At 68.6% G+C, this 13,467-nt stretch carries 10 protein-coding genes; 7 read left to right on the top strand and 3 right to left on the bottom strand.

Features of this window, described 5'->3' with window-relative positions:
• Window positions 1-36: 36 nt before the first annotated feature.
• Window positions 37-669 carry a sulfotransferase family 2 domain-containing protein gene (locus tag ACW9UR_RS20505; protein ID WP_458918926.1) on the bottom strand — a complete coding sequence of 211 codons (633 nt, stop codon included), beginning with the start codon at window positions 667-669 and terminating at the stop codon, window positions 37-39.
• Window positions 670-834: 165 nt separating this feature from the next.
• Between ACW9UR_RS20505 and ACW9UR_RS20500 the strand changes: the two genes are divergently transcribed.
• The 7 genes from ACW9UR_RS20500 to ACW9UR_RS20470 all read left to right on the top strand — a co-directional run bounded on the left by ACW9UR_RS20500 (window position 835) and on the right by ACW9UR_RS20470 (window position 11,518).
• Entirely contained in the window at window positions 835-1,857 is a 1,023-nt protein-coding gene (locus ACW9UR_RS20500) for an AAA family ATPase (RefSeq protein WP_458918925.1), read from the top strand.
• Complete coding sequence (locus tag ACW9UR_RS20495; protein ID WP_458918924.1) at window positions 1,854-2,750, top strand: DUF58 domain-containing protein; 897 nt, start codon at window positions 1,854-1,856, stop codon at window positions 2,748-2,750. The genes ACW9UR_RS20500 and ACW9UR_RS20495 overlap by 4 nt, the downstream gene beginning before the upstream one ends.
• Entirely contained in the window at window positions 2,751-5,534 is a 2,784-nt protein-coding gene (locus ACW9UR_RS20490) for a DUF4159 domain-containing protein (RefSeq protein ID WP_458918923.1), read from the top strand.
• Window positions 5,535-7,634, top strand: a complete 2,100-nt coding sequence (locus ACW9UR_RS20485) for a hypothetical protein (protein ID WP_458918922.1) — start codon at window positions 5,535-5,537, stop codon at window positions 7,632-7,634.
• Between the two features lie 245 nt (window positions 7,635-7,879).
• Window positions 7,880-10,249, top strand: a complete 2,370-nt coding sequence (locus tag ACW9UR_RS20480; protein WP_458918921.1) for a 5'-nucleotidase C-terminal domain-containing protein — start codon at window positions 7,880-7,882, stop codon at window positions 10,247-10,249.
• Between the two features lie 101 nt (window positions 10,250-10,350).
• Window positions 10,351-10,848, top strand: coding sequence for a hypothetical protein (locus tag ACW9UR_RS20475; protein ID WP_458918920.1), 498 nt, complete (start codon window positions 10,351-10,353; stop codon window positions 10,846-10,848).
• Between the two features lie 58 nt (window positions 10,849-10,906).
• Window positions 10,907-11,518, top strand: coding sequence for an MliC family protein (locus ACW9UR_RS20470; protein ID WP_458918919.1), 612 nt, complete (start codon window positions 10,907-10,909; stop codon window positions 11,516-11,518).
• A 4-nt stretch (window positions 11,519-11,522) separates the two neighbouring features.
• On the opposite strand, the gene ACW9UR_RS20465 is transcribed toward ACW9UR_RS20470, so the two are convergent.
• Both ACW9UR_RS20465 and ACW9UR_RS20460 read right to left on the bottom strand, forming a co-directional pair.
• Window positions 11,523-12,329 (bottom strand): AAC(3) family N-acetyltransferase, encoded by an 807-nt coding sequence (locus tag ACW9UR_RS20465; protein ID WP_458918918.1) that lies wholly within the window; start codon window positions 12,327-12,329, stop codon window positions 11,523-11,525.
• 135 nt (window positions 12,330-12,464) lie between these two features.
• Window positions 12,465-13,457: an ABC transporter substrate-binding protein gene (locus tag ACW9UR_RS20460; RefSeq protein ID WP_458918917.1), complete on the bottom strand. Its 993-nt coding sequence runs from the start codon at window positions 13,455-13,457 to the stop codon at window positions 12,465-12,467.
• Window positions 13,458-13,467: the final 10 nt, after the last annotated feature.

The following is a 13,467-nucleotide window of genomic DNA, read 5'->3' as shown; positions in this document are numbered from 1 at the left end:
GCTTGCCCCTGAGCCTAGCGCACGCAGCGCCGCTCGCTAGGGCAGATCGCGCGGATATCCGAACTCGTCGAAATCGCGCCCCCAGCGGCGCAGGATCAGTTCCTGCGCCTCGCCGCGGCAGACCTCGCGCCAATCCGGCGCGTTGGAGGCGTTCAGCACAGGCAGCGTGGGCAACTCCGGAATGTCCTGCCGCAGCGCCTCCCAGCCCTCGGGCTCCTCCAGCCGGATCACCCGGTCGGCGAGGAATCGCCCGCGGTGGTACATGCCCACCCATTGCGAGCGGATGTGCCGATTCCCCCGCTCGCCGACCTTCTGCATGGCGCGCAGGAACTCCTCGAAGGACTGGCCGAAGGCGACGCCGGCATATTTCTGCACCCCGCCGCCGCTGCCGCGCACGATCTTCTCGTGCCAGACCGAGACCGCCCGGGCGTAAGGGTTCCGCACCACGGCGATACCGCGATAGCCGGATTTCGCGATCTCGGCCGGGCTCCAGGTTTCCGTCCGCTTGTGGACGTGACGGGGGTCTTCCTCGCCCTGGGCCTGCATGAGCGCCGTCTTGATCGCCGAATTGCCGCATTTCGGGGTGATCAGGAACACGACGCGCCGCTTGTGGTAGGGCACCGCGTTCCACTGCACGCGCTTGATACGGCCTGCGTCGAGCGTCAGCACGGCAGGCCCTTCCGCATCGGCGGCGCTTGGTTCACAATCGGCTCAGCAGAGTTGGCCATCATTGCCCTTTCCGGCCGAAACGTTAGCTTTGAACCAGGCGGCCCCGCAACAGGCAGCCATGCATAAGGCAGCCCGGGCCAGACGCCCCATCTACAGGAGCCTCACATGACCGACCCCGTCGCGGAAGACAATGGCGAGATGATCGCGGCGATGGAGGCGACCGCCGCCTCGCTGTCGCGCGCCCGCGAGATGCTGTCGCGCCGGGTGATCGGCCAGGAAAAGGTCGTGGACCTGACGCTGAACGCGCTTCTCTGCGGCGGTCACGCGCTGCTGGTAGGTGCGCCGGGTCTGGCCAAGACGCGCCTGGTCGAGGCCTTGGGCACCGTCATGGGCCTGCACGCCAACCGGGTGCAGTTCACGCCCGACCTGATGCCCTCGGACATTCTGGGCGCCGAGGTGCTCGAGACCGGCGCCGATGGCAGCCGGACCTTCAAGTTCATCCAGGGGCCCGTGTTCTGCCAGCTTCTGATGGCCGACGAGATCAACCGCGCCAGCCCCCGCACCCAGTCCGCGCTGCTGCAGGCGATGCAGGAAAAGCGCGTGACCATCGCCGGGGCCGAGCGCGAACTGGACCGGCCCTTCCACGTGCTCGCAACCCAGAACCCCATCGAGCAGGAGGGCACCTATCCCCTGCCCGAGGCACAGCTTGACCGCTTCCTGCTGCAGATCGATGTGGGCTACCCGGACCGCGAGGCCGAGCGGAACATCCTGCTGGCCACCACCGGCTCCGAGGATGCGCAGGCCGAACAGGTCTTCGACGCCGCCGGGCTGCTCAAGGCACAGGCGCTGATTCGCCGCATGCCGGTAGGCGAGCAGGTGGTCGAGCGGATCCTCGACCTCGTGCGCGCCGCCCGTCCGGATACCGAGGACACCAGCGCGTTGGTGAAGGACGAAATCGCCTGGGGTCCCGGCCCCCGTGCCGCGCAGGCGCTGATGCTGACGGTTCGCGCGCGGGCGCTGATGGACGGACGGCTGGCGCCCTCAGTCGACGACGTCGCGGCGCTTGCGCACCCGATCCTGGTGCACCGCATGGCGCTGACCTTCGCCGCCCGCGCCGCCGGGCGCACGCTCGACAAGGTGATCGCCGAACTGGTGCGCGAAACGCTTGAGACGGACATTGCCGCGTGACCGAAAGCACCGCCAGCCGCGCCACGCGTCTTCGCGGCGACGCCGAGAAGGTCGGCGGTTCGCTGCCGCCACTGCTGGCCGAGGCCGAGCGGTTGGCGATGACCGTGGCCTTCGGCGTCCACGGCCGCCGGCGCGCCGGCATCGGCGAGAATTTCTGGCAATACCGCCGCGCCGTGCCCGGCGACGTGCTGACCCAGGTCGACTGGCGCCGCTCGGCCCGGTCCGACATCCAGTACATCCGCCAGAAGGAATGGGAGGCCGCGCAGACGGTCTCGATCTGGTGCGACGACGCGCTGGCGATGGACTACAAGGGCGAGCGATCCGAGTTCACCAAGGCCGAGCGCGCCCGGCTGCTGTCGCTGGCGCTGGCCGTGCTTCTGGTGAAGGCGGGTGAGCGGGTCTCGCTGCTGGGCACTGACGCGGCGCAGCCCCGCACCGGCGAGTTGCAGCTCAACCGTATCGCGATGGAGCTGGCGCAGGACCGCGAGGAGCGCCCCGACTACGGCAAGCCGCCGCAGGCGCAGTACCGCTCCAGCGGGCGGGCGGTGTTCCTGTCGGACTTCATGGGCGACAAGGAGCAGGTCTTCCCGGCCCTCGCCCACGCCGCGCAGAACAACGTCACCGGCGTATTCCTTCAGATCGTCGACGACACCGAAGAGGATTTCCCCTTCGACGGGCGCACCATCTTCCGCTCGGTCGGCGGCTCGGTCGAGTTCGAGACCCAGCGTGCCCGCGCCCTGCGCGACGCCTACCGCAAACGGCTGGGCGAGCGTCGCGAGCTGCTGCGCGACGTGGCCCGCAACACTGGCTGGCAGTTCACCATCCACCGCACCTCGGAAAGCCCGCGGGCGGCGCTGCTCTGGCTCTACATGGCGATCGGGGGGCTGCGGTAGATGCTGACGCTCGGCGGTCTCTCTTTCCTCGCGCCCTGGCTGCTTGCGGCACTGGTGCTGCTGCCGATCCTATGGTGGCTGCTGCGCGCGGTCCCGCCCGCCCCAGCCCGCCGCCTGTTCCCGGGCGTGCGCCTTCTGCTGGGCCTGAAAGACCCCGAGCGGATGCCCGAACGCACGCCGTGGTGGCTGCTGGCACTGCGGATGGGCGCGCTGGCCGCCGCGATCCTCGCCTTCGCCGACCCGGTGCTGAACCCCGACGTGCGGGAGCGCGGCACCGGCCCGGTGCTGGTGCTGATGGACGGCGGCTGGGCCTCGGCGCCGGACTGGGCGCAGCGGCAGGCCCGCGCCGCCGATATCCTGGACCAGGCCGCCCGCGATGGCCGCCCCGCCGCGCTGCTGTCTCTGGCCGAGCCGGTCCCGGGCGAGCCGCGCCTGCCGTTCCGCGCTGCCGAAGGGTGGGCGAACCGCATCGTCGGCCTTGCCCCACAGGCCTGGGGCCCGGACCGCGCCGGGTTCGCCCAGTGGTTGGACACGTTAGAAGACGAGGGCTTCGAGACCGTCTGGCTGACCGACGGCATCGCGACCGAGGGCGACCAGGCCTTCTTCGACGCGCTGACCAACCGTGGCGCGGTGCGGATGATCGCCGATCCGCGCACGCCACTGGCGCTGACCGCACCCAGCTTCTCGGACGGCGCGCTGAAGACCGAGGTGCTGCGCCCCGAGGGCGGGGCCGGCCGCTCGATCGAGATCGCCGCGATCGGCGCCGACCCGCTGGGGATCGAGCGGGTTTTGGGCGCGCAGCGCGTCATCTTCGAGCCGGACGACAGCGCCGTGAAAGAGGTTGCCCTCGACCTGCCGGTGGAGCTTCGCAACCGCGTGACACGGCTGGCGATCCAGGGCGAACGCTCGGCCGGGGCGGTCGCGCTGGCCGATGACGGGCTGAAGCGCCGCAAGGTAGGGCTTTTGGCCGGTGGCGACGCGGGCGAGGCGCAGCGGCTAGTCGACCCGCTTCATTACCTGCGCACCGCGCTCGAAGACTCCGCCGACCTGATCGAGGCCCCGCTCGACGATATCCTCTCGGCCCAGCCCGACGTGATCGTCTTCGCCGATGTCGGCGCGGTCGCGGAAACCGAACGCGAGCGCCTGATCGAATGGATCGAATCCGGCGGTCTGCTGGTCCGCTTTGCGGGGCCGCGCCTTGCGGCCTCGGGCGAGGGACAGCTGGAGGAAGACCCGTTGCTGCCCGTGCGCCTGCGCGCCGGTGGCCGCAGCGTTGGCGGCGCAATGTCCTGGGGCGCGCCCAAGGCCCTGCGCCCGTTCCGCGAGGGCAGTCCGTTCTTCGGCCTCGAGACGCCGGACGAGGTCAACGTGACCTCCCAGGTCATGGCACAGCCCGATCCCAACCTGCCCGACCGCGTGCTGGCCGCGCTCGAGGACGGCACGCCGCTGGTCACAGGGCGCTCGCAGGGCGACGGGCGCGTGGTGCTGTTCCACGTCACCGCCAACGCCGAATGGTCCAGCCTGCCGCTGTCGGGCCTCTTCGTGCAGATGCTCGAACGTCTCGCCGTCAGCGCCCGCGTCGCCCGCCCGGCGGCCGAGGATCTGGCGGGCCAGACCTGGACAGCACAAACCGTGCTCGACGGCTTCGGCACCCCGGTCGAGCCGCGCCTTCTGGCCGGGATCGACGGCGCGCGGCTGATCGAGGATCACCCCTCGGCCGAGATGCCTCCGGGCGTATATGGCTCGGGGGACCGGTCCGTTGCGGTGAACCTGTTCCGCACGGGCGACCAGATCGCGCCCATCGGCGCGCTGCCCGGCGGGATCACCGTCGAAAGCATGGAGGTCGCACCCGAAACACCGCTCAAGCCCTGGCTGCTGACGCTGGCGCTGCTGGCGCTGGCGGCGGATATCCTGGCGACACTCTGGCTTTCAGGCCGTCTGACCGGCCCACGCGTCGCGCAAGGGGCAATTGTCCTGCTGGCGGTCGCGCTGACCATCCCGCAGGCCCGCGCGCAGGAGCTGACGGACGACGAGCTTGCGCTCTATGCCACGACCGAGACGGTGCTGGCCTATGTCATCACCGGCGACCGCACGCTCGATGCCACCTCCGAGGCGGGGCTGCGCGGGCTGAGCCAGGTCCTGAACCGGCGCACGGCGATCGAGCCGGTGGACCCCGTTGGCGTGAACCTGGAACAGGACGACCTTGCGTTCTTTCCCTTCCTCTACTGGCCGATCTCGGACGTGCAGCTGACGCCCTCGGATGCTGCCTATGCCAAGCTGAACGAGTACCTGCGCTCTGGCGGTATGATCCTGTTCGACACCCGCGACGCCAACCTCGGCGGGCGGCTTGGCGCGGGCACTGCCAATGGCCGCACGCTGCAACAGCTGGCCGCCAAGCTGGATATTCCGCCGCTGGAGCCGGCCCCGCAGGACCATGTGCTGACACGGACTTTCTACCTGCTGCAAGATTTCCCGGGCCGGTTCTCGAATTCCGAGGTCTGGGTCGAGGCCGCGCCGAATGTCGAGGAAGTCGAGGGCATGCCGTTCCGCGACCTCAACGACGGCGTGACCCCGGTGGTGATCGGCGCCAACGACTGGGCCGCTGCTTGGGCGATCGATGAGCGCGGCGCGCCAATGTACCCGGTCGGACGCGGTACCGGTGGCGCGCAACAGCGCGAGATGGCCTATCGTTTCGGGGTGAACCTGATCATGCATGTCATGACCGGCAACTACAAATCCGACCAGGTGCACGTCCCTGCCCTGCTGGAACGGCTGGGGAACTGAATGGAAAGCACGATCTCCTTCGCTCCGCTGATCCCGCTACCGGTGCTGCTGGCGCTGGCCGTGCTGTCCGCCGGGTTGGTGGCGTTCGGGCTCTGGCGCGGACTGACTGGCTGGTGGCTGCGAGCGCTGGCCGCGCTAGTGCTGCTGGTCGCGCTGGCCGAACCAAGCTGGCGGCAGGAAGACCGCAACTACCTGCCCGATATCGCGTTCATCGTGACGGACGAGACCGCGAGCCAGGGCATCGACGTGCGCCCCGGGCAGATGCAGGCGACGCAGGCCGAGCTGGACACGAAACTGGCCGAGCTGGCCTCGGATCCGACCGCGCCGCTGGAGATCCGCCGCATCTCGGTCACCGACACCGTGGGCGACGGCGCGCAGCCGGGCACGCTGCTGCTGTCCGCGCTGGCCGAAGCCGCCGCCGAGGTGTCGCCCGACCGCATCGCTGGGGCGATCCTGCTGACTGACGGGCAGGTCCACGACACCGAGGCGCTGACCGAGTTTCCGGCCCCCGTCCACACGGTGCTGACCGGGCGCGAGGCGGAATGGGATCGCCGTCTGAAGATCGAAACCGCCCCCGCTTTCGCCATCGTCGGCGAGGCGGTGGAGCTGCGCCTGACCGTCGAGACCCTGGGTCGCGCGCCTGCCGACCTGCCGACGCGGACACCGCTGGAAATCTCGATCAACGGTGGCGAGCCGGTCGCGTTCATGGTCGAGACCGACACCACCCAGACCCTGCCGCTGGAGCTCGACCGTGGCGGGCTGAACGTGCTGCAGATCACCGCCCCCGCGCTTGAGGACGAGCTGACGGATCGCAACAATCAGGCGATCGTGTCGATCAACGGGATCCGCGACCGGCTGCGGGTGCTGCTTGTCTCGGGCGAGCCCTATGCGGGCGAGCGGACCTGGCGGAACATCCTGAAATCGGACTCGGCGGTGGACCTGGTCCACTTCACCATTCTCCGCCCCCCGGAAAAGCAGGACGGCGTCCCCGTCTTCGAGCTGTCGCTGATCGCCTTCCCGACGCGCGAGCTGTTCATGGAGAAGGTCGACGAGTTCGACCTGATCATCTTCGACCGCTACCGGCGGCGCGGGGTGCTGCCGTCGCTCTATATCGACAACATCGGCCGCTACGTGCGCGAGGGCGGCGCGGTGCTGATCGCCTCGGGGCCTGCTTTCGCGGGGGCCGAGAGCCTCTACCGGACGCCGCTTCGAGACGTGCTGCCCGCCGCCCCGACGGCGCGGGTGCTCGAGGAAGGCTACGTGCCCCGGATTTCGGACGTGGGCGCGCGGCACCCTGTCACCAGCGGGCTGGAGGTCTTCGCGCCGCGTCCCGCAGGCGAGGATGGCACCCCCGGCTGGGGCCGTTGGTTCCGACTGATCGAGATGGAGGCCGCGACCGGCAACACCGTGATGGAAGGCCCCGAGGGTCGGCCGCTGCTGGTGCTGGACCGGCCCGGCGAGGGGCGGATCGCAATGCTGGCTTCGGATCACGCCTGGCTGTGGTCGCGCGGCTTCGAGGGTGGCGGCCCGCAGCGGGAACTGCTGCGGCGGCTGGCTCACTGGCTGATGCAGGAGCCCGAGCTGGAGGAGGAAGTGCTGACCGCCGAGCCCTCGGGCGAGCAGGTAACCGTCACCCGCCGCACGCTGGCCGAGGAGGTCGGGACCGTCACCGTGACAAGCCCCTCGGGCGAGGAGAGCACGCTGCAACTGGCGCAGGTCGCGCCCGGCACCTGGTCGGCGCGGTTCACCGCCGAGGAGCATGGCATCTACCGGCTGGCCGAGGGCGAGATCGAGACCGTGACCGCCGTCGGCCCCGCCGCGCCCAAGGAGTTCGAGAACCCGGTCTCGACGGCCGCCGTGCTGGATCCGCTGGCCGGGGCCACCGGGGGCGGGGCGATCCGGGTCGAGGAGGCTGGCGCCCCCGACCTGCGCCGGGTCCGCGAGGGACGCGCGGCCGAGGGCCGTGGCTGGCTGGGGCTGGTCCGCCGCGAGGCGTTCGACGTGCAGGACCTCCGCCTGACCCCGCTGGCGCCGGGATGGCTGATGTTGCTGCTGGCGGGCACGCTTCTGTTCGCTGCATGGCGTGTCGAGGGGCGCTGAGGCTCACCCTGAAAAGGCATGAAATCGGGGGTTTTCATCGTGAAACCCCCCTTAAGCCCATGGAATTGCTTCTGAAAAGAGTGTAAAAACTTCCTTAACGCCATTTTCCGCGCGTTCAGCCACGTCCGTAACCGGGCCGTAGCAAAAGCTTCAACCTCCTTTCATCGCGGCGTCACGCCCGCCTCGGACAAGGCGCTGTCCGCCCATACGGGTGGGGCTTCATGCTTGTATTCGGAGTCAGTGACATGGCGTTCAACAGGAAGAACTCGCCCTTCGGCGGCGACGGTTTCGATACCCCCTTCGGCGCGTTCCCGATCATTGAGGATACCGAGGCCGAGGCGGCCCCGGCCGCACCGCAGGACGACTACATCCGTACCGCGGGCAAGGTGCTGAACGTCGATCCGACCGGGAATGACGGCGCGGACGCGGCCATCACCTCGATCAACGGCGTCGACCTTACCAAGTCCAAGCGCGCCGTGTTCATCGAGGACGAGGACGGCAACCGCGTCGCCGTCGCAAAGGTTCTGCCGACCGGCGAGGTCAAGATCGTCAAGCTGGCGGACGTGGCCGAGATCTCATTCACCTACACGATCGCTGGCAGCGACGAGGTCGCCGACGTCTCGCTGGTCGACGAGGCGTCGATCTTCACGCTGAACCTGCTGCATTTCGCGGACCAGGAAGCCGGGGCGCGCGCGGTCGAGGATGCGCCGTACTTCTCGGCCATCCTGAATGCCCTGCGCGGCGAGGATGTGGGCGCCGATGGCGTGCTGACCCTGTCCTCGGGCGATGCGTTCATCCCGGGCCTGTTCTATGACGCCTCCTCGTCGGTTTACGGCGCGGGTGGCATCGCCGACATCCTGATCCAGAACGAGCTGGGCGTGCAGGCGATGGCGCTCGGCAACCACGAGTTCGACTTCGGTGCCGCCGAACTGGCCAGGCTGATCTCGGGCGCGGCGGCCGAAGGCTTCGACGGCACGCTGTTTCCGTACCTGTCGGCGAACCTCGACTTCTCGACCGACGCGAACCTGGCGCCGCTGGCGGTCGCCGGCGGCCAGGCGCCGCAGGGCGGCGTCGTCACCTCATCGACCGTTCTGGAAACCGGCGGCGAGCTGATCGGCGTCGTGGGCGCCACCACGCCGACGCTCGGCTCGATCTCCAGCCCCGGCGGCGTGACCGTGCTGCCGACCTGGGCCGACAGCACCCCGAGCGAGGCCGAGCTGGACGCGCTGGCCGCCAACCTCCAGGCCGAGGTCGACGCGCTGCTGGACGCAAATCCGTCGATGAACAAGGTCGTGCTGCTGGCGCACATGCAGCAGATCTCGATCGAGCAGGCGCTGGCCGAACGGCTGGAGAACGTCGACATCATCGTCGCCGGAGGTTCGAACACCCGGCTTCTGGACGAGAACGACCGCCTGCGCGACGGCGACACCAAGCAGGGCGACTATCCGATCTTTATCGAGAACGCGGGCGGCACCACCACCGCGGTCGTGAACACCGACGGCAGCTACAAATATGTTGGCCGCCTGGTCATCGACTTCGACGAGGATGGCAACATCATCGCAGACAGCTACGACAAGGATATCTCGGGCGCCTATGCGACCGACGATCAGGGCGTGGCCGAGTTGGGCGCCGAGGGCCTGATCGACCCCGAGATCCAGGAGATCGCAGACAGCATCCTGGCGCAGATCCTCGAGACCGAGGGCAACGTCTTCGGCATTTCGAACGTCTACCTGAACGGCAATCGTTCGGGCACCGACGCTGCCGACGATACCGACGGCGTGCGGACACAGGAGACCAATCTCGGCAACCTGACCGCGGATGCGAACCTGGCCTATGCCAATGCCATGTTCAGCGACGGCGATGACATCTGGCTGTCGATCAAGAACGGCGGCGGCATCCGCGCCTCGATCGGCGAGACCGTCGTGCCTGCCGGCGGCAGCGAGCCGATCCGTACCGTGAACGAAGCGGTGCTGGACGCCGACGGCACCGTGGTCAAACCACTGGGCGGCATCAGCCAGTACGACATCCAGACCACGCTGGCGTTCAACAACGACCTCGTGGTCGGCACGCTGACCGGCGCCGAGATCGTCGCCCTGCTGGAGCACGGTGTGGGCGCCCTGCCCGGCGTCTCCGGTCAGTTCTCGCAGCTCTCGGGGATCGAGTTCAGCTTCGACCCGACTGCCGCCTCGGGCAGCCGGATCGAGGATGCCGTCTTCGTCGACGAAGACGGCAACGTGCGCGCGGTGCTGGTCGACGACGGGCAGATCGTCAACGGCGATGCCGAGTACGGCGTGGTAACGCTGGGCTTCCTGGCCGCGCCGCGCTTCGACGATGCGGGCAACTACATCGGCGGCGGCGACGGCTACCCGTTCCCAGAGGACTTCGACTTCGTGGAACTGGAGCAGGAGGGCGTGCAGACCGGCGCCGCCACCTTCGCCGACGACGGCACCGAGCAGGACGCGCTGGCCGAGTACCTGCTGGCCAACCACGCCACCGCCGAGACCGCCTATGACGAGGCCGACACCGGCCGCGACGAAGACGCGCGCATCGTCAACCTGGCCTATCAAGATGGCAGCCCACTGGATGCGGCGGTGGACTCGTTCCTCTTCGCCTGATCCCTGGCTGATCGAGGGGCCGCGCCGTTAACGCCGCGCGGCCCCTTTCAATTTGAGCGGGATCAAGGCTGCGATGGACGCGGCGCGTTTACGCTTGAAGAATGAGCGATGAGATCCAACCGTCTGCGAACTGGTGCGACCGTGGGCGCGTGGTCCGCTTCATCCTGCTGGGCGGGCTGATCCTGACGGTGTTGCTGGGGATCGGCGTTCGCGAGTGGTTGCGAATACAGGGCGTTCCGGTGGTTTCGCTGGGTCGCGGCGCGGGGCTGCTGATCCCCTTCGCGATCTGGGCCGATATACCGTTCGTCGCGCTAGCCGTGATCGTGCACAGGGTGCTGGCCAAGCCCGGTGCCGGGCGTTGCTGGATGGCGGTTGGCGGTTTCCTTGGAATGGCCGTGGCCCAGTCGATCCAGCTGATCGACGCGATGAGCTATCACGGTCCCGGCGGCTTCGCCGAGGTCGCGAGCATGATGGTCGCGCTGTCGATCATCACCGTTCCGATGATGATCGTGCTGGGGCTGTTCGGCGCCGGAGTGGGCGCGGTGCTGGCCTGGCTGCTGTGGGGTGCGTTCGGCAGCAAGCGGCCGAGGAATGGCTGAGGCACGCTCGCGCCGCGGATCCATGCTAGTCTGACGACAGATCAGATTGGAGACATTCATGAAACCGTATGCGTTCATCGCGATCGCCTTGTGCGCGCTTCCCGCCCACGCGCAGGAAGGGCCGTCCTTCGACTGCGCCAAGGCCGAGAGCGGCGCGGAGGAGTTGGTCTGCGGCGACGCCGCGCTGGCGGCGCTCGACCGGCGCGTCGCCGAGCGCTATGCGGCAGCGCTGGAGGCGGTGCAGGGGCTCGATGCCGGGGCGGCCGAGGCCGAAGACACGCTGCGGGCGACACAGCGGGGCTGGATCGGCGGCCGGGACGAGTGCTGGAAGGCGGACGATCCGCGCGCCTGCGTCGAATGGCAGTACCAGCGCCGCGAGGCCGAGCTGGTCGCGACCTGGATGCTCGAGGAGCCGACCGTCACGACCTTCTGGGCCTGCGACGGCAACCCGGCGAACGAAGTGGTTACGATGTATTTCGACACCGAACTGCCGAGCCTGCGCTTCGAGCGCGGCGACCAGATCGACGTCGGCACGCTGGAGCGCACCGCCTCGGGCTCGAAATACGCCGGCAGCTTCGGGCGCGAGATTTGGATCAAGGGCGACGAAGCGACCTATCGCGAGCCCGATCCGGACGGCTCCAGCTACCAGTGCGTGGTCTCGGGAGGCTGACGCTTCAGGGCAGTTGCCTGAGGTATTCGGGTGGGACGCTGTCGCGTGCCGCCTGGCATTCCGGGCAATCGGCGCGGTGCAGGAACACCATCGGATCGCGGCGCAGGCGCGGCAACACGACCTCGATCAGGTCCGAGGCACGGAACAGGCGGGCGGTGCCATGCGCGACCTCGCCCTCGGTCTGCTTGCCCTCGGCGCGCAGCCAGTTGCCGGCCTGCCGGAACAGCTGGCAGCAATGGTCCGGCTCGCGGTAGGTGCGCTGGCGCGGCTGACCGGCATCGTCGGCGAGTGTGATGTGATGCGGAAGCGCATAGGGCACGCCGGCGATCCATTCGGCAAGGTGCAGCATGGTGTTGGCATCGTGGTCAACGCCCAGAAGCAGGATCTTGCCCTCGACCTGCAGAAGCCGTCCGACCGGGCTGGCCATCTGGTGCGGAGGCAGCACGAGCTTGTCGCGCAGCAGCCGCACCGCCGCCGGGCCATGCGCCGCGAAAGCCATCGGATGCCGCGCGCGCATCACGCCCGAACGGCGCCAGAACCGGTCCGCGATCACGCCCAGGTCCGCGTCCGCCGCGGTGCTGCCAGCGTCGAAGATCGCATCGTTGTCGCCGGTCCATGAGGGCATCATGACCGTCCCGCCGGAGCCGACGGCGGCCAGCAGCGCGTCGATCACCCCGTCGGGGCCGTTCTCGACCGGGCGCAGCGCGCGGTAGGAGGCATGCACCAGGATCGTGTCGCCCGATGCGATTCCGAGCGCCCGCAGCTGCCGCGTCAGCGCTCCGATTCCGGTTTCGGCAGTCGTGCCGTCCATCCTTCCTCCGTTCCGGCCCCAATCCGGTTGCAGGAGGATACACGCACCGCCCGGCGCAAACGAGTGAGCGGAGACACAACAGGCCGGCACTGTGGCCGGCCTGATGCAATTTTCGCGATGTGTTCCGCGTGGCGCTTACTGAAGCGCCTCATCCGAGATGGCGTGGGTCCAGGCGCCCTCGGGCTCCTTGGTGATCGCCGGGTTGTCCTCGGACACCGCCGAGAGCAGCGTCTTGACCGTCTGCTCGTAGTCCGCCGGATCCAGCGCGCCGTTGCTGCCTGCGGTCAGCTTGGCGACCTCGCCCATCATGTAGACCTGATGGTCGAGGGTCTGAGCGCCGGTCGGATCGTTGTCGATGATGATCTGCGCGGCCTCTTCCGGGTTCTCCTCGGCGTATTTCCAGCCCTTCATCGAGGCGCGGACGAAACGCACCATCTTGTCGGCGAAGGCCGGGTCCTCGAGGTTCTCTTCCAGCACGTAGAGCCCGTCCTCAAGCATCCCGATTCCCTGCTCGAGATAGTTGAAGTTCACCAGATCATCCTCGGTATAGCCCGCATCAAGAACCTGGCCGTACTCGTTGTAGGTCATGGTCGAGATGCAGTCGGCCTGCCCCTGCAGCAACGGATCGACGTTGAACGCCTGCTTCAGCACGGTCACGCCGTTGTCGTCGGCGCCGTCGGTCTCCAGCCCAAGCTGTGCCATCCAGGCATAGAACGGATATTCGTTGCCGAAGAACCAGACACCCAGCGTGCGGCCGGCGAAATCGTCCGGGCTCTCGACGCCGGTTTCCTTGAGACAGGTCAGCTGCAGGCCGCCGGTCTTGAAGGGCTGGGCGATGTTGACCAGGGGCACGCCGCGCTCGCGCGCGGCAAGGCCCGCGGCCATCCAGGTGGTGATGACGTCGGCACCGCCGCCGGCGATCACCTGCTCGGGCGCGATGTCCGGGCCGCCCGACTTGATGGTGACGTCGAGGTTCTCTTCCTCGTAGAAGCCCTTGTCCTTAGCGACGTAATAGCCCGCGAACTGGGCCTGGGTGACCCATTTCAGCTGCAGCGTCACCTCGTCCTGGGCAGCGGCGGCCGAGGCGGTCAGCCCCAGCGCCAAGGCGGTCGCGATCAGTCTTTTCATTCTCACTCTC

This window comes from Halovulum sp. GXIMD14794, from assembly GCF_054457455.1.
This window is presented reverse-complemented; position numbering and strand designations above follow the sequence as displayed.